Raw genomic sequence first — 14906 nt, forward strand, 5'->3', positions numbered from 1 at the left:
CCTGGGACGACAGCCATTCCCCGTACGAGCGCCGGTCCGCGAGCCGCCCTCGTCGAAGAGCCGGTTCACGAGCCGGCGCACGCGTCGGTGTGAAAGAGGTCGCTCGTTGAGCCAGCCAAGCCCGCAGCAGGTCCCGCTCGCCCCGGACGGGCTGCCCCCGGCCGGTGACCGGCAGATCCCCGTCATCGTCCTCGCCGGTTTCCTCGGCTCCGGCAAGACCACACTGCTCAACCACCTCCTGCACCACAGCGGGGGCAGCCGCATCGGCGCCGTCGTCAACGACTTCGGGGCGATCGAGATCGACGCGATGGCGGTGGCCGGAGCGCTCGGCGACTCCACCGTGTCGCTCGGGAACGGCTGTCTGTGCTGTGCCGTCGACGCCAGTGAGCTCGACGGCTATCTGGAGCGGCTCACCCGGCCCTCGGCCCGTATCGACGTCATCGTCATCGAGGCGAGCGGCCTGGCCGAGCCCCAGGAGCTCGTGCGGATGGTGCTCGCCGGTGAGAACCCGCGGATCGTCTACGGCGGACTCGTCGAGGTCGTCGACGCGGCCGAGTTCGACGGCACGCGCGAGAAGCATCCCGAGATCGACCGGCATCTCGCCCTCGCCGACCTCGTCGTCGTCAACAAGACCGACCGCGCCGACGACGGGGAGAGGGTGCTGCGCACCGTACGGGACCTCGTGGACCGCGCCGCCGTCGTGCCCGCCGCGTACGGCCGCGTCGACCCCGAGTTGCTCTTCGACCGCAGGCCGAGCGTGGACCGCGTCGGCCAGCTCTCCTTCGACGACCTCCACGCGTACGACGAGGCCGGCCGCACGGACCCCGACGGTCACACAGGCCACCTGCACGCGGCCTACGAATCCCTCTCCTTCACCTCCGAAGTCCCGCTCTCCCCGAGGCGGTTGATGGAGTTCCTCGACAGCAGGCCCGAAGGGCTCTACCGCATCAAGGGGTACGTCGACTTCGGCGCCCACGACCGCCGCAACCGCTACGCCGTGCACGCGGTCGGACCGTTCCTGCGGTTCCGCCCGGAGCCCTGGGCGGCCGGTCCGGAGCCCGGGGCCGTCGGCGGACGCCGCACCCAGCTCGTACTGATCGGCTCCGGCATCGACACCACCGCCCTGGGCAAGGCGCTGGCGGCGTGCGAGGAGGACGCCCCGCACGCCGACGAGCACAGCATGTGGGGCGTCCTGCGCTACGTACAGGAACAGGGCCCGGAGGACTCGACCGGCACTCAGGAACAGGGCCCGGAGGACTGAACCGGCGCTACACCGGACCCGCCACCACCGACACCGTCTTCGCCAGCGACACGCCCGAGCCGTCGCGGCGCGGGTCCATCTCCGGCAGCTCGGCCGGTGTGCCGTTCTTCTGCGCGGCGCGCGCCGGAGCCGCGCCCGCCCAGGCCAGCGACAGGCAGTCCTCGCCCTTCAGGAACCGCTGGCAGCGCACGCCACCCGTGGCCCGGCCCTTGCGCGGGTACTGGTCGAACGGTGTCAGCTTGGCCGTGGTCTGGACGGAGTCGTCCAGCGTGCCGCGGGAGCCCGCCACGGTGAAGACCACCGCGTCCACCGCGGGGTCGACCGCGGTGAAGGAGATCACCTTGGCGCCGTCGGTGAGCTTGATGCCCGCCATGCCGCCCGCGGCCCTGCCCTGCGGGCGGACCTGGGAGGCCTGGTAGCGCAGCAGCTGGGCGTCGTCGGCCACGAAGACCAGGTCCTCCTCGCCGGTGCGCAGCTCGACCGCGCCGACGATCCGGTCACCGTCCTTGAGCGTGATGACCTCCAACTCCTCCTTGTTCAGGGGGTAGTCGGGTACCACACGCTTCACGACGCCCTGCTCGGTGCCGAGCGCCAGACCGGGCGACGACTCGTCGAGGGTCGTCAGGCACACGACCGTCTCGTCCGGCTCCAGGGAGGACAGGAACTCCGAGATCGGCGCACCCCCCGAGAGGTTGGGCGCCGACGCGGTCTCCGGCAGCTGCGGGAGGTCGATCACGTTCAGCCGGAGCAGCCGGCCCGAGGAGATGACCACCCCGATCTCACCACGGGCCGTCGCGGGCACCGCGGAGACGATCAGGTCGTGCTTGGTGCGCTTGGCGTCCTCCGCCTCGGCGAAGGGATCACCGTTGGCCGTACGGGCGAGCAGCCCCGTCGAGGACAGCAGTACCCGGCACGGGTCGTCCGCCACCTGGAGCGGAACCGTCGTCGCGAGCGAGCCGGCCGACTCCAGGAGCACCGTGCGCCGGTCGGTGCCGAACTTCTTGGCCACCGCGGCCAGTTCGGTCGAGACCAGCTTGCGCAGCTCGGCGTCCGACTCCAGGATGCCGGTCAGCTCGTCGATCTCGCCGTTGAGCCGGTCGCGCTCCGACTCCAGCTCGATGCGGTCGAACCTGGTGAGGCGGCGCAGCGGGGTGTCCAGGATGTACTGCGTCTGGACCTCGGAGAGCGAGAAGCGCTCGATCAGGCGCTCCTTGGCCTGCGCCGAGTTCTCGCTGGACCGGATCAGACGGATGACCTCGTCGATGTCGATCAGCGCGACGAGGAGACCCTCGACCAGGTGGAGCCGGTCGCGCTTCTTGCCGCGGCGGAACTCGCTGCGCCGGCGTACGACCTCGAAGCGGTGGTCGAGATAGACCTCCAGGAGCTCCTTGAGGCCCAGGGTGAGGGGCTGGCCGTCCACCAGGGCCACGTTGTTGATGCCGAAGGACTCCTCCATCGGCGTCAGCTTGTAGAGCTGCTCCAGGACCGCTTCCGGCACGAAGCCGTTCTTGACCTCGATGACGAGGCGCAGGCCGTGCGCGCGGTCGGTGAGGTCCTTCACGTCGGCGATGCCCTGCAGCTTCTTGGCGCCGACCAGGTCCTTGATCTTGGCGATCACCTTCTCCGGACCGACGGTGAAGGGCAGTTCGGTGACGACGAGGCCCTTGCGGCGCGCCGTCACGTCCTCCACGGACACCGTGGCACGGATCTTGAAGGTGCCGCGGCCCGACTCGTAGGCGTCCCTGATCCCGGACAGGCCGACGATCCGGCCACCCGTGGGCAGGTCGGGTCCCGGCACGTACTTCATCAGCGTGTCCAGGTCGGCGCCCGGGTAGCGGATCAGGTGCCGGGCGGCGGCGACGACCTCGCCGAGGTTGTGCGGCGGCATGTTGGTCGCCATACCGACGGCGATCCCCGACGAGCCGTTGACCAGGAGGTTCGGGTACGCCGCGGGGAGGACGCCGGGCTCCTGCTCCTGGCCGTCGTAGTTCGGCGCGAAATCGACCGTGTCCTCGTCGATGGACTCGGTCATCAGTGACGTGGCGTCGGCCATCCGGCACTCGGTGTAACGCATGGCGGCCGGCGGGTCGTCGTTGCCGAGCGAACCGAAGTTGCCGTGGCCGTCGACGAGCGGCAGGCGCATCGAGAAGGGCTGGGCGAGCCGCACCAGCGCGTCGTAGATCGACGCGTCGCCGTGCGGGTGGAGCTTGCCCATGACCTCGCCGACGACACGGGCGCACTTCACGTAACCGCGGTCGGGGCGCAACCCCATCTCGTTCATCTGGTAGACGATGCGTCGGTGCACGGGCTTGAGGCCGTCACGGGCGTCCGGCAGGGCTCGCGAATAGATGACCGAGTACGCGTATTCGAGGAAGGAGCCCTGCATCTCGTCCACGACGTCGATGTCGAGGATCTTCTCCTCGTACGAGTCGTCGGGCGGCGGGGTCTTCGTGCTGCGGCGGGCCATCGCTGCTGCGGCTCCTTCACAGTCTCTGCCGGGGCATGAACGGGATCTGACGCGCACCATTGTGGACCGCCCCACTGACAACGCGGACCGCGACCCGTCCGTAGGGGCTGCGCGGAGCCCCTTTCCGCGTGCTCCCGGCGACCGGAGGGCCGCCCTCGCGGCGCAGGTGAGTCTCGCTCTCGGCGTACGGGGCGCGGGAACTTCGCCACCCGTCGGCGCGCTTGCATACAGTGGCAGGACCGGCAGGAATTCTGCAGTTTCCGCGATCGAAGGGACGTACATGCCCATGGGTCACACGGCCACAGCTGAGACAGGCTCCGGCGGCCTGACAGCGACCGAGCACCGCCTGGCCAACGGCCTGCGCGTGGTGCTCTCCGAGGACCATCTGACCCCGGTCGCGGCGGTGTGCCTCTGGTACGACGTCGGCTCGCGCCACGAGGTCGAGGGCCGCACCGGACTCGCCCACCTCTTCGAGCACCTGATGTTCCAGGGATCGGGCCAGGTGAAGGGCAACGGCCACTTCGAACTGGTGCAGGGCGCGGGCGGCTCCCTGAACGGGACCACCAGCTTCGAGCGCACCAACTACTTCGAGACGATGCCGACCCACCAGCTGGAGCTCGCCCTCTGGCTGGAGGCGGACCGGATGGGCTCGCTGCTCGCCGCGCTCGACGACGAGTCCATGGAGAACCAGCGGGACGTCGTCAAGAACGAGCGCAGGCAGCGCTACGACAACGTGCCCTACGGCACCGCCTTCGAAAAGCTGACCGCGCTCGCGTACCCCGAGGGCCACCCGTACCACCACACCCCGATCGGGTCGATGGCGGACCTGGACGCGGCGACCCTGGAGGACGCCCGCGCCTTCTTCCGCACCTACTACGCGCCCAACAACGCGGTGCTCTCGGTCGTCGGGGACATCGACCCCGAGGAGACGCTCGCCTGGGTCGAGAAGTACTTCGGCTCCATCCCCGGCCACGACGGGAAGCCCGCCCCGCGCGACGGTTCGCTGCCCGAGACCATCGGCGGGCAGCTGCGCGAGGTCGTCGAGGAAGAGGTCCCGGCGCGCGCCCTGATGGCCGCCTACCGGCTCCCCGAGGACGGCACGCGCGCGTCCGACGCGGCCGACCTCGCCCTGACCGTCCTCGGCGGCGGTGAGTCCTCCCGCCTGTACAACCGGCTCGTACGCCGCGACCGCACCGCCGTCGCGGCCGGGTTCGGTCTGCTGCGGCTCGCCGGGGCGCCCTCCCTGGGCTGGCTGGACGTGAAGACGTCCGGCGACGTCGAGGTCCCGGTCATCGAGGCGGCCGTCGACGAGGAGCTCGCCCGGTTCGCCGAGGAGGGCCCCACGGCCGAGGAGATGGAGCGCGCCCAGGCCCAGTTGGAGCGCGAGTGGCTGGACCGGCTCGGTACGGTCGCGGGCCGCGCCGACGAACTGTGCCGGTACGCGGTCCTGTTCGGCGACCCGCTGCTCGCCCTGACGGCCGTGCAGCGCATCCTCGACATCACCGCCGAGGAGGTCCAGGAGGTCGCCAAGGCCCGCCTGCGCCCCGACAACCGCGCGGTGCTCGTCTACGAGCCGACCACCGACGCCACCGACTCGGCCGACGCCGCCGACGACACCGACGAGGAGGCGGCGAAGTGACCGAGCTCGCCACCATGGACTTCCACCCGCAGCCCCAGGCCGGTCGGCCCAAGCCCTGGGCCTTCCCCGCCCCCGAGCGCGGCACGCTGGACAACGGCCTGACGCTGCTGCACTGCGACCGGCCGGGCCAGCAGGTCGTGGCCGTCGAGGTGCTGCTCGCCGCGCCGCTGGAGGCCGAGCCGGCCGGACTCGACGGCATCGCCACGATCATGGCGCGCGCGTTCTCCGAGGGCACCGACAAGCTCTCCGCCGAGGAGTTCGCCGCCGAGCTGGAGCGCTGTGGCGCCACCCTGGACGCGCACGCCGACCACCCCGGTGTACGCCTCTCCCTCGAAGTGCCCGTCTCGCGCCTCCCCAAGGCGCTCGGTCTGCTCGCCGACGCCCTGAGGGCACCGGCGTTCGCGGAGAGCGAGATCGAGCGGCTGGTGCGCAATCGGCTCGACGAGATCCCGCACGAGAGCGCGAACCCGGCCCGCCGTGCCGCCAAGGAGCTCTCCAAGGAGCTGTTCCCGGTGACCTCGCGGATGTCCCGTCCCCGGCAGGGCACCGAGGAGACCGTGCGGAAGATCGACGCGGCGGGCGTCCGCGCCTTCTACGACCGGCACGTGCGCCCGGCCACGTCCACCGCCGTGATCGTCGGCGACCTCACCGGCGTGGACCTCGACGGGCTGCTCGCCGAGACGCTCGGCGCCTGGACCGGTTCCTCCGCCGAGCCGCGTCCGGTACCGCCGGTCACCGCCGACGACACCGGCCGCGTGATCATCGTGGACCGCCCCGGCGCGGTCCAGACGCAGCTGCTGATCGGCCGTGTCGGCTCGGACCGGCACGACCGGGTCTGGCCCGCCCAGGTGCTCGGCACGTACTGCCTCGGCGGCACCCTCACCTCGCGCCTGGACCGGGTGCTGCGTGAGGAGAAGGGCTACACCTACGGGGTGCGGGCCTTCGGTCAGGTGATGCGTTCCGCCCCGGACGGCACGGGTATCGCGATGCTCGCCATCAGCGGCTCCGTGGACACCCCGAACACCGGGCCGGCGCTGGACGATCTCTGGAAGGTGCTGCGCACCCTCGCCGCGGACGGTCTGACGGACGCCGAACGGGACGTCGCCGTGCAGAACCTGGTGGGTGTGGCGCCCCTCAAGTTCGAGACCGCGGCGGCCGTCGCGGGCACCCTCGCCGACCAGGTCGAGCAGTACCTGCCGGACGACTACCAGGCGACGCTGTATCAGCAGCTCGCCGCGACCGGCACCGTGGAGGCCACCGCGGCGGCGGTGAGCGCCTTCCCGGTGGACCGTCTGGTCACCGTCCTGGTGGGCGACGCCGCGCAGATCGAGGAGCCCGTCAAGGCGCTCGGTATCGGTGAAGTGACCGTCGTGGCCGCGGAGTAGAAGCCGGACGGAGAGCGCGGCAAAGAACGCGCCAGGGAACGCGGCGGAAAACGCACGTCCCAGGGGGCCCGGGTGACCGAAGAGTCGCCCGGGTCCCCTTTTGCCCGGACAACATCCTCAATTTGTCCGTATTGATGGGGTGGTTGCCTTTCTGCCCTGTGGCATGCACTACAAAAACCGTGATCCGTTTGTTGATTGAAAGTCGGCCCCCTTAGCGTCGGTCCGGCTGTTCGTCAGGCAGTGCGCCGCGTCCGCGGCACCGGACAGTCATCGCCGAGTCCCCGTACGGCGCGAGCCAGGGGAGCCGGGGACCCGTACGCAGTCCCTGGGGTGAATCGGACCCCCCTCCCCGTGAGGGCGTCCGTAGGAGACCTTCCTGCTCCGAACCCGTCAGCTAACCCGGTAGGCGAGAGGGAAGGAAAGGACCAAGCCCCTTCATGGCGTTCACCTGTGGCACCGGGAAACACCGTCGTCCGAGCCGCGTGAAGCGCACCACCTCGAACGCCGTCGGCGTCGCGGCGCTCACCACCACCGGTGTCATCGGAACCCTGGCCGCCCCGGCCTTCGCCGCGGACAGCTCCGTCGAGCAGACCGGGCTGACCCAGGCCGTCACCATCGGCGACACGGTCGCCGCCCAGATCGACGCGCAGGCCGCCGCGCAGCAGCGCGCCGCCGACGAGGCCGCCGCCCGCCGGCAGGCCGAACAGGCCGCGCGCAAGCGGGCCGTCGAGGAGGCCGAGAAGGAGCGCGAGGCCAAGGAGCGCGCCGCCCGCGCCGCCGAGCGCAAGCGCCTCAACACCTTCGTCCTGCCGATCCCCGGCTCGTACGTCTCCACCGGCTACAAGGCCGGCGGCAGCCTCTGGTCCTCCGGCAGTCACACCGGCGTGGACTTCCACGCGGCGTCCGGCACCCCGGTCCACGCGGTCGGCTCGGGCACGGTCGTCACGGCCGGCTGGGGCGGCGCCTACGGCAACCAGGTCGTCCTGCGGATGCACGACGGCACGTACACGATGTACGGCCACCTGTCGTCCATCGGTGTCGCCGTCGGCCAGACCGTCACGCCCGGCGACCGGCTGGGCCTCTCCGGGGCCACCGGGAACACCACCGGGCCCCACCTCCACTTCGAGGCCCGCACCACGGCGGAGTACGGCTCCGACATCGACCCGGTCGCCTACCTCCGCTCGCACGGCGTGAACGTCTGACGCCCGGCGTCCCCGCTTTCGAAGCCCCGGCTCACCCGAGCCGGGGCTTCGTCGTTTCGAACGGCTGTCTGTCCAAAAAATATCCATGGATTCCGGCCCGCCATCGGAAATTCCGGCTCGCTGCAATAGAGTCGCCGAACGAGCGTCAATCGACCGCGTTTCGCGGGGATTAAGGCGGAGGTCGGGTCATGCGCATTCCCGCGCACTCGGTATGCACGGCGATCCGCGACGACATCGTCGCGGGTGTCTACGAGCGCGGCGGCCGGCTCACCGAGGAACTGCTCGCCCGCCGCTACGGCGTCTCGCGCGTCCCGGTGCGCGAGGCCCTGCGCACCCTGGAGGCCGAGGGGTTCGTCGTCACCCGCCGGCACGCGGGCGCGTGCGTGGCGGAGCCCACCGAGCAGGAGGCCGCGGACCTGCTGGAGATGCGCATGCTCCTGGAGCCGCTGGGGGCGTCCCGGGCCGCCCAGCGGCGCACCGAGGCCCACCTCAAGGTGCTGCGAGGCCTGGTCAGGCTGGGTCAGGAACGCTCCAGGAGGGGGAACAGCGAGGATCTGCGCTCCCTGGGCGGCTGGTTCCACGAGACGCTCGCGCAGGCTTCCGGGAGTCCCGCGCTGACGTCCACGCTGGCCCAGCTGCGGCACAAGATCGCCTGGATGTACACGGTCGAGGCGCCCGCCGACCCGGTGGAGTCCTGGGCGGAGCACGGCGGCATCGTGGACGCGGTGGCGCGCGGCGACGGTGAGCGGGCCCGGACCGTCACGGCGCTGCACACCGAGCGCGCGACGGCCGCGCACCGGCTGAGGTTTCCCGGTGGGGGAGATCGCCCGGACCGTGTGAGGACTTCGCAACATCCCGTAAACATGACGGGCCTGCGTCATTAACACGGGGGCCGTATACAAAGAGAGGTAATTCGCGGGGGATTATTTCTGCTGCCCGCAATTCGAAAAAAAGAAGGGCCCGCCCGTTTTTTTCGGGCGAGCCCTTCGAAATGCGTACGAGGCGAAGTCCTTCGGTGTGAAAGGCCTTCACCGCCGCCTGTGGGGAACCCCGTGAGGGGGATTCCTCAGACGGTCTCGGGAAGCTCTTCGAGGCCTTCCGCCACCAGCTTCGCCAGCCGGTCGAGGGCGGCGTCCGCGCCCTCGGCCTCCGAGGCGAGGACGACCTCCTCGCCGCCCTGGGCGCCCAGGCCGAGGACCGCCAGCATGGAGGCCGCGTTGACGGGACTGCCGTCCGCCTTGGCGATCGTCACGGGGATGCCGGAGGCCGTGGCCGCCCGGACGAAGATGGAGGCGGGACGGGCGTGGAGGCCCTCGGCCCAGCCGACGTTGACGCGGCGCTCAGCCATGTGATGCTGCCCTTCAGGGGTTCAGGGTTGTCTAGACCAGTGTTCCATAGAGTGAAGCGCGCCCGGAGCGGGTGTCGTACCTGCCCCGGACCCGGCTTCGGACCCCGGCCTGGATCCGAATCCGCTGCCCCTAGCCTGCCTCGCGCCGCTGTCGGACGCGAGCCGTACTCTGGGGCCCATGCAGACCTCGTCGGACCGGCACGAGTACCCCTCCCACTGGGAGGCCGACGTGGTGCTGCGCGACGGAGGCACGGCCCGTGTCAGGCCCATCACCGTCGACGACGCCGAGCGCCTGGTCAGCTTCTACGAGCAGGTCTCGGACGAGTCGAAGTACTACCGCTTCTTCGCGCCGTACCCGCGCCTGTCCGCCAAGGACGTCCACCGCTTCACGCACCACGACTTCGTGGACAGGGTGGGGCTCGCGGCCACCATCGGCGGCGAGTTCATCGCCACCGTACGCTATGATCGCATTGGTGTCGGGGGCCTGCCCGCCTCCGCGCCGGCCGACGAGGCCGAGGTCGCCTTCCTCGTGCAGGACGCGCACCAGGGGCGCGGCGTCGCCTCGGCCCTCCTGGAACACATCGCCGCGGTGGCCAGGGAGCGGAAGATCCGCCGGTTCGCCGCCGAGGTACTGCCCGCCAACACCAAGATGATCAAGGTGTTCACGGACGCCGGGTACCAGCAGAAGCGGCACTTCGAGGACGGCGTCGTACGCCTGGAGTTCGACCTCGAACCCACCGACCGCTCCGTCGCCGTGCAGCGCGCGCGGGAACAGCGCGCCGAGGCCCGCTCCGTGCAGCGGCTGCTCGCGCCCGGCTCGGTCGCCGTCGTCGGCGTCGGACGTACGGCCGGCGGGGTGGGCCGCAGCGTCCTCGCCAACCTCCGCGAGGCGGGCTTCACGGGCCGGCTGTACGCGGTGAACAGGTCGGTCGAGGAGAAGGAGCTCGACGGGGTCCCCGCGCACCGCTCCGTCCGCGACATCGGCGAGCCCGTCGACCTCGCGGTCGTCGCCGTGCCCGCGCCCTACGTCCCCGAGGTCGTCGCGGAGTGCGGCGAGCACGGGGTGCAGGGCCTCGTCGTCGTCTCCGCCGGGTACGCGGAGAGCGGTCCCGGCGGGCGCGAACGCCAGCGCGAACTCGTCCGCCAGGCCCGCACGTACGGCATGCGGATCATCGGCCCGAACACCTTCGGGATCATCAACACCTCGCCCGCCGTGCGCCTCAACGCCTCCCTGGCGCCGGAGATGCCACGCCCCGGCCGGATAGGCCTGTTCGCCCAGTCCGGCGCCATCGGGATCGCCCTGCTGTCCCGGCTGCACCGGCGCGGCGGCGGCGTCACGGGCGTCACCGGCGTGTCCACCTTCGTCTCCAGCGGGAACCGCGCGGACGTGTCCGGCAACGACGTCCTCCAGTACTGGTACGACGACCCGGACACCGACGTCGCCCTGATGTACCTCGAATCCATCGGCAACCCGCGCAAGTTCACCCGGCTGGCGCGGCGGACGGCGGCGGCGAAACCCCTGGTCGTGGTGCAGGGCGCGCGGCACGCCGCGGCTCCCCAGGGCCACGCGGTACGCGCCACCCGGCTGCCGCACGCCACCGTCTCCGCGCTGCTCGGGCAGGCCGGGGTGATCCGGGTCGACACGATCACCGAGCTGGTCGACGCGGGCCTGCTGCTCGCGCGCCAGCCGCTCCCGCCCGGCCCCCGGGTGGCGATCCTCGGCAACTCCGAGTCGCTGGGACTGCTGACCTTCGACGCGTGCCTCGCCGAGGGGCTGCGGCCGCTGCCGCCGCTGGACCTGACCACCGAGGCCTCGGCGGAGGACTTCCGCCGGGCGCTGGCACGTGCGCTGGCCGACGACAGGTGCGACGCCGTCGTGGTGACGGCCATCCCCGCGGTGGGGGAGAGCTCCGTGCAGGACGCCGCCCTGGCGGAGGCGCTGCGCTCGGCCTCGGCGTCGGCCCCGGCGAAGCCGGTGCTGGTGGCGCACGTCGAGCTCGGTGGGCTCGCCGAGGCGCTGTCGGCCGCCGCCAGTACGGCCCCGCAGACCGGTCCCGGCGGCCCCGCGGAGGCCGCCCGGCCCGGCGCGCACCCCGTTCCCGTCGGGCGGCAGGACCCGGAGGGGCCGTCCGCCGGGGCCGGTGCACCCGACGAGACGCGTCTCATCCCCGCCTACCCCGCCGCCGAGCGCGCCGTGCGCGCGCTCGCCGAGGCCGTGAAGTACGCCCAGTGGCGACGCGAGGCGGCCGAGCCCGGCAGGGTGCCCGAGTACGACGACATCGACGAGAAGGGCGCCGCCGAGCAGATCGACGCGCTGCTCTCCCGGGGCACGGGGCTGACGCTGGCGGCGGAGGACACCTGCGCGCTGCTCGCGCGGTACGGAGTCGACGTGCGCCGGGCACTGCCCGCCCCCACACCCGGCGAGGCCGCCGCGGCCGCGCGCACCCTCGGCTACCCCGTGGCCCTCAAGACCACTGCCCCGCACCTGCGGCACCGCGCCGACCTCGGCGGCGTACGCCTGGACCTGGCGGACGAGGAACAACTGCGCAGGGCGTACGCGGAGTTGACCGAGCTCTTCGGAACACCGCAGGAGCTGCGGCCGGTCGTGCAGGGCATGGCGCCGCGCGGGGTGGACACGGTCGTCCGGGCCGTCATCGACCCCGCGGCCGGCGCGGTGCTCTCGTTCGGCCTGGCCGGAGCCGCCTCGGAGCTGCTGGGGGACACCGCGCACCGGTTGATCCCGGTCACCGACCGGGACGCGAGCTCGCTGGTCCGGTCGATCCGGACGGCGCCGCTCCTGTTCGGCTGGCGCGGCTCGGCACCCGTCGACACCGCGGCCCTCGAAGAGGTGATGCTGCGGGTGTCGCGCCTGGTGGACGATCATCCGGAGGTCGTCGGAGTCTCCCTGGAGCCCGTGGTGGTGGCCCCGCACGGTCTGAGCGTGCTCGGCGCCACCGTACGGCTGGCCCGCGCCCCCCTCCGCGACGACCTCGGCCCCCGGACGCTGCCCGTCGTCTGACCGGCGGTCCCGGGCCGCACCGGCGCCGTCCGCGCGTTCGTTCTGATCCGTCCACGACAGAGACCCACGAGCGGTGCCTCGCAGTCAGTGGGCCCCCGTAGGATGGACGTCATGGCCAAGACCAGTACGACGACCCAGGGGCTGCGAGCGGCGATCGAGCGCAGCGGCTACTACCCGGCCCTCGTGGCCGAGGCGGTGGAGGCCGCGATCGGCGGCGAGGCCATCCGGTCGTACCTGGTCCACCAGGAGACGACGTTCGACGCCAACGAGGTGCGCCGGCACGTCACCGTGCTCGTCCTGACGGGCAACCGCTTCATCGTGAGCCACACCGACGAGCAGAACGCGGACACGACCTCGCCGACGCCCTACGCGACCACGTCGACGGAGTCCGTGAAGCTCGGCCGGATCTCGTCGGTCGTGGTCAGCCGTGTCGTCGCCAACCCCGAGTCGTATGCGCCGGGCACCCTGCCCCGCGAGGTCGTCCTGACCATCGGCTGGGGCGCCGTCGCCCGTATCGACCTGGAGCCCGCGGCCTGCGGCGACCCCAACTGCGAGGCGGACCACGGCTACACCGGCAATTCGACGGCCGACGACCTGAGCCTGCGCGTCAGCGAGGCCGGGGACGGCCCGGAGACGGTCCGCCAGGCCCTGGCCTTCGCGCAGTCCCTCTCCGAGGCGACCGCGGACCCCACGCGCTGATGGCCCTCTCCACCTGGGATCACCCGGAACCCCTGGCCGTCGGGTCCGCGCCCGTCCCCGAGTACGGCGCCGGCTCGCTCGCGGATCTGCTGCCCACGCTCGCCGCGGGCATGTCGGTCCCCGGGACGACCGCCGCCATACCGGAGCTGACCGGCGCCGACCGCAACTGCGTCTTCCTGATCGACGGTCTCGGCTGGGAGCAGCTGAAGGCGCATCCCGACGAGGCCCCCTTCATGGCGTCGCTCCTGGAGTCCTCCCGGGGCGGCACCGGACGGCCGATCACCGCCGGCTACCCGGCGACCACCGCGACCTCCCTCGCCTCCGTCGGTACGGGCCTGCCGCCCGGCGCGCACGGTCTGCCCGGGTACACCGTGCGCAACCCCGGGACCGGCGAGCTGATGAACCAGCTCCGCTGGATCCCGTGGACCCAGCCCCGCACCTGGCAGCCGTACCCCACGGTCTTCGAGCTGGCGGACGCGGCGGGAGTGCACACCGCCCAGGTCTCGTCCCCCGCCTTCCAGAACACTCCGCTCACCAAGGTCGCGCTGAGCGGCGGCACCTTCCACGGCCGGCTGACCGGCGAGGACCGGATGGACTTCGCGGCCGCGCAACTCGCCGCGGGGGACCGCTCCCTGGTGTACACGTACTACGCCGAGGTGGACGGCAAGGGCCACCGGTTCGGCGTCGACTCGGACCCCTGGCGCGGCCAGCTGATGTACGTCGACCGACTGGTCCAGCGCCTCGCCGAACAGCTGCCGCCGCGCTCCGCGCTGTACGTCACCGCGGACCACGGCATGATCGACATCCCGTTCGACGAGCAGCACCGCATCGACTTCGACGAGGACTGGGAGCTGCGGGCCGGGGTCGCCCTGCTCGGCGGCGAGGGCCGGGCCCGGCACGTGTACGCGGTCCCGGGCGCCGAGGCGGACGTCCTGACCTGCTGGCGCGAGGTGCTCGGCGAGCAGTTCTGGGTGGCCTCGCGCGACGAGGCGATCGCGGCGGGCTGGTTCGGACCCCGCGTCGACGAACGGGTGTACGCCAGGATCGGCGATGTCGTCGCGGCGGCCCGGGACGACGTGCTGATCATCGCGACCGAGCGGGAGCCGAAGGAGTCCGCGATGGTCGGCAACCACGGTTCGATGACCCCGGCGGAGCAGCACGTCCCGCTCCTGGAAGTACGTTCCTGACCCTCCGTCCGCCCGCCCCCTCCTCGCCGAAAGGTGCTCAACTCCCCATGCCCGAGCTGGTGTTCTTCTCCGGAACGATGGACTGCGGGAAGTCGACGCTTGCTCTGCAGATCGAGCACAACCGTTCGGCCCGGGGCCTGCAAGGCATGATCTTCACGCGGGACGACCGCGCGGGCGAGGGCAAGCTCTCCTCACGCCTGGGCCTGGTCACGGACGCGGTGGAGGTCGCCGACGACCAGGACCTGTACGCCTACCTCGTCGAACACCTCTCGCAGGGCGGCCGCGCCGACTACGTGATCGCCGACGAGGCCCAGTTCCTGGCCCCCCGGCAGATCGACCAACTGGCACGTGTGGTCGACGAACTGGACATCGACGTCTTCGCGTTCGGTATCACCACCGACTTCCGCTCCAAGCTCTTCCCCGGCTCGCAGCGCCTGGTGGAGCTGGCCGACCGGGTGGAGGTCCTCCAGGTCGAGGCCCTGTGCTGGTGCGGCGCCCGCGCCACCCACAACGCCCGCACGATAGGCGGCGCCATGGTCGTCGAGGGCGCCCAGGTGGTCGTCGGCGACGTCAACCAGGCGGAGAACGTCGGCTACGAGGTCTTGTGCCGTCGCCACCACCGCCGCCGGATGACGGCGGCCACCGCCCGCGCGGGCGCCCTCTCCCCGGACGTGCTCCCGATCGCCTCCGCCTGACCGC

At 71.8% G+C, this 14906-nt stretch carries 11 protein-coding genes and 1 riboswitch; of the genes, 9 read left to right on the forward strand and 2 right to left on the reverse strand.

Annotation, left to right across the window (positions count from 1 at the left end; genetic code table 11):
• Positions 1–106 precede the first annotated feature (106 nt).
• The gene (locus ACFV2J_RS09935; RefSeq protein ID WP_385084012.1) at positions 107–1261 is read left to right on the forward strand and encodes a CobW family GTP-binding protein; all 1155 of its coding nucleotides are present in this window, start codon (positions 107–109) and stop codon (positions 1259–1261) included.
• Positions 1262–1268: 7 nt separating this feature from the next.
• Here ACFV2J_RS09935 and ACFV2J_RS09940 read toward each other — a convergent pair whose 3' ends face one another.
• The gene (locus ACFV2J_RS09940) at positions 1269–3728 is read right to left on the reverse strand and encodes a DNA topoisomerase (ATP-hydrolyzing) subunit A (protein ID WP_385084013.1); all 2460 of its coding nucleotides are present in this window, start codon (positions 3726–3728) and stop codon (positions 1269–1271) included.
• A 286-nt stretch (positions 3729–4014) separates the two neighbouring features.
• Between ACFV2J_RS09940 and ACFV2J_RS09945 the strand changes: the two genes are divergently transcribed.
• The 4 genes from ACFV2J_RS09945 (at position 4015) to ACFV2J_RS09960 (ending at position 8838) form a co-directional block, all read left to right on the forward strand.
• Positions 4015–5367, forward strand: a complete 1353-nt coding sequence (locus ACFV2J_RS09945) for a M16 family metallopeptidase (RefSeq protein WP_385084029.1) — start codon at positions 4015–4017, stop codon at positions 5365–5367.
• Complete coding sequence (locus ACFV2J_RS09950) at positions 5364–6752, forward strand: M16 family metallopeptidase (RefSeq protein ID WP_385084014.1); 1389 nt, start codon at positions 5364–5366, stop codon at positions 6750–6752. Before ACFV2J_RS09945 ends, ACFV2J_RS09950 begins: the two co-directional genes overlap by 4 nt.
• A 261-nt stretch (positions 6753–7013) precedes the next feature.
• Positions 7014–7176: riboswitch (cyclic di-AMP (ydaO/yuaA leader) on the forward strand.
• Positions 7177–7189: 13 nt separating this feature from the next.
• Entirely contained in the window at positions 7190–7954 is a 765-nt protein-coding gene (locus tag ACFV2J_RS09955; protein ID WP_385084015.1) for a M23 family metallopeptidase, read from the forward strand.
• Positions 7955–8142: 188 nt separating this feature from the next.
• A complete protein-coding gene (locus tag ACFV2J_RS09960) occupies positions 8143–8838 on the forward strand; it encodes a GntR family transcriptional regulator (RefSeq protein WP_385084016.1) in 696 nt (231 codons plus the stop codon).
• Between the two features lie 182 nt (positions 8839–9020).
• Here ACFV2J_RS09960 and ACFV2J_RS09965 read toward each other — a convergent pair whose 3' ends face one another.
• Complete coding sequence (locus ACFV2J_RS09965; RefSeq protein WP_385084017.1) at positions 9021–9302, reverse strand: HPr family phosphocarrier protein; 282 nt, start codon at positions 9300–9302, stop codon at positions 9021–9023.
• A gap of 178 nt (positions 9303–9480) precedes the next feature.
• On the opposite strand from ACFV2J_RS09965, the gene ACFV2J_RS09970 reads away from it, so the two are divergent.
• From ACFV2J_RS09970 to ACFV2J_RS09985, 4 genes are all read left to right on the forward strand, one after another.
• Complete coding sequence (locus ACFV2J_RS09970) at positions 9481–12321, forward strand: GNAT family N-acetyltransferase (RefSeq protein WP_385084018.1); 2841 nt, start codon at positions 9481–9483, stop codon at positions 12319–12321.
• Between the two features lie 111 nt (positions 12322–12432).
• Complete coding sequence (locus ACFV2J_RS09975) at positions 12433–13020, forward strand: DUF5998 family protein (RefSeq protein ID WP_148010892.1); 588 nt, start codon at positions 12433–12435, stop codon at positions 13018–13020.
• Positions 13020–14207: an alkaline phosphatase family protein gene (locus tag ACFV2J_RS09980; protein WP_385084019.1), complete on the forward strand. Its 1188-nt coding sequence runs from the start codon at positions 13020–13022 to the stop codon at positions 14205–14207. Before ACFV2J_RS09975 ends, ACFV2J_RS09980 begins: the two co-directional genes overlap by 1 nt.
• Before the next feature lie 47 nt (positions 14208–14254).
• On the forward strand, positions 14255–14902 hold the full coding sequence (locus ACFV2J_RS09985; protein ID WP_385084020.1) for a thymidine kinase: 648 nt from the start codon (positions 14255–14257) through the stop codon (positions 14900–14902).
• The last annotated feature ends 4 nt before the right edge of the window (positions 14903–14906 follow it).

The organism is Streptomyces sp. NPDC059668, from assembly GCF_042734135.1.
GTDB lineage: Bacteria > Actinomycetota > Actinomycetes > Streptomycetales > Streptomycetaceae > Streptomyces.

What these genes read in the sequence shown, in the direction of transcription:
- ACFV2J_RS09940 (WP_385084013.1), bottom strand. Translation starts at nt 3,728, where the DNA reads ATGGCCCGCCGCAGCACGAAGACCCCGCCGCCCGACGACTCGTACGAG.
- ACFV2J_RS09945 (WP_385084029.1), top strand. Translation starts at nt 4,015, where the DNA reads ATGGGTCACACGGCCACAGCTGAGACAGGCTCCGGCGGCCTGACAGCG.
- ACFV2J_RS09955 (WP_385084015.1), top strand. Translation starts at nt 7,190, where the DNA reads ATGGCGTTCACCTGTGGCACCGGGAAACACCGTCGTCCGAGCCGCGTG.
- ACFV2J_RS09960 (WP_385084016.1), top strand. Translation starts at nt 8,143, where the DNA reads ATGCGCATTCCCGCGCACTCGGTATGCACGGCGATCCGCGACGACATC.
- ACFV2J_RS09965 (WP_385084017.1), bottom strand. Translation starts at nt 9,302, where the DNA reads ATGGCTGAGCGCCGCGTCAACGTCGGCTGGGCCGAGGGCCTCCACGCC.
- ACFV2J_RS09970 (WP_385084018.1), top strand. Translation starts at nt 9,481, where the DNA reads ATGCAGACCTCGTCGGACCGGCACGAGTACCCCTCCCACTGGGAGGCC.
- ACFV2J_RS09975 (WP_148010892.1), top strand. Translation starts at nt 12,433, where the DNA reads ATGGCCAAGACCAGTACGACGACCCAGGGGCTGCGAGCGGCGATCGAG.
- ACFV2J_RS09980 (WP_385084019.1), top strand. Translation starts at nt 13,020, where the DNA reads ATGGCCCTCTCCACCTGGGATCACCCGGAACCCCTGGCCGTCGGGTCC.
- ACFV2J_RS09985 (WP_385084020.1), top strand. Translation starts at nt 14,255, where the DNA reads ATGCCCGAGCTGGTGTTCTTCTCCGGAACGATGGACTGCGGGAAGTCG.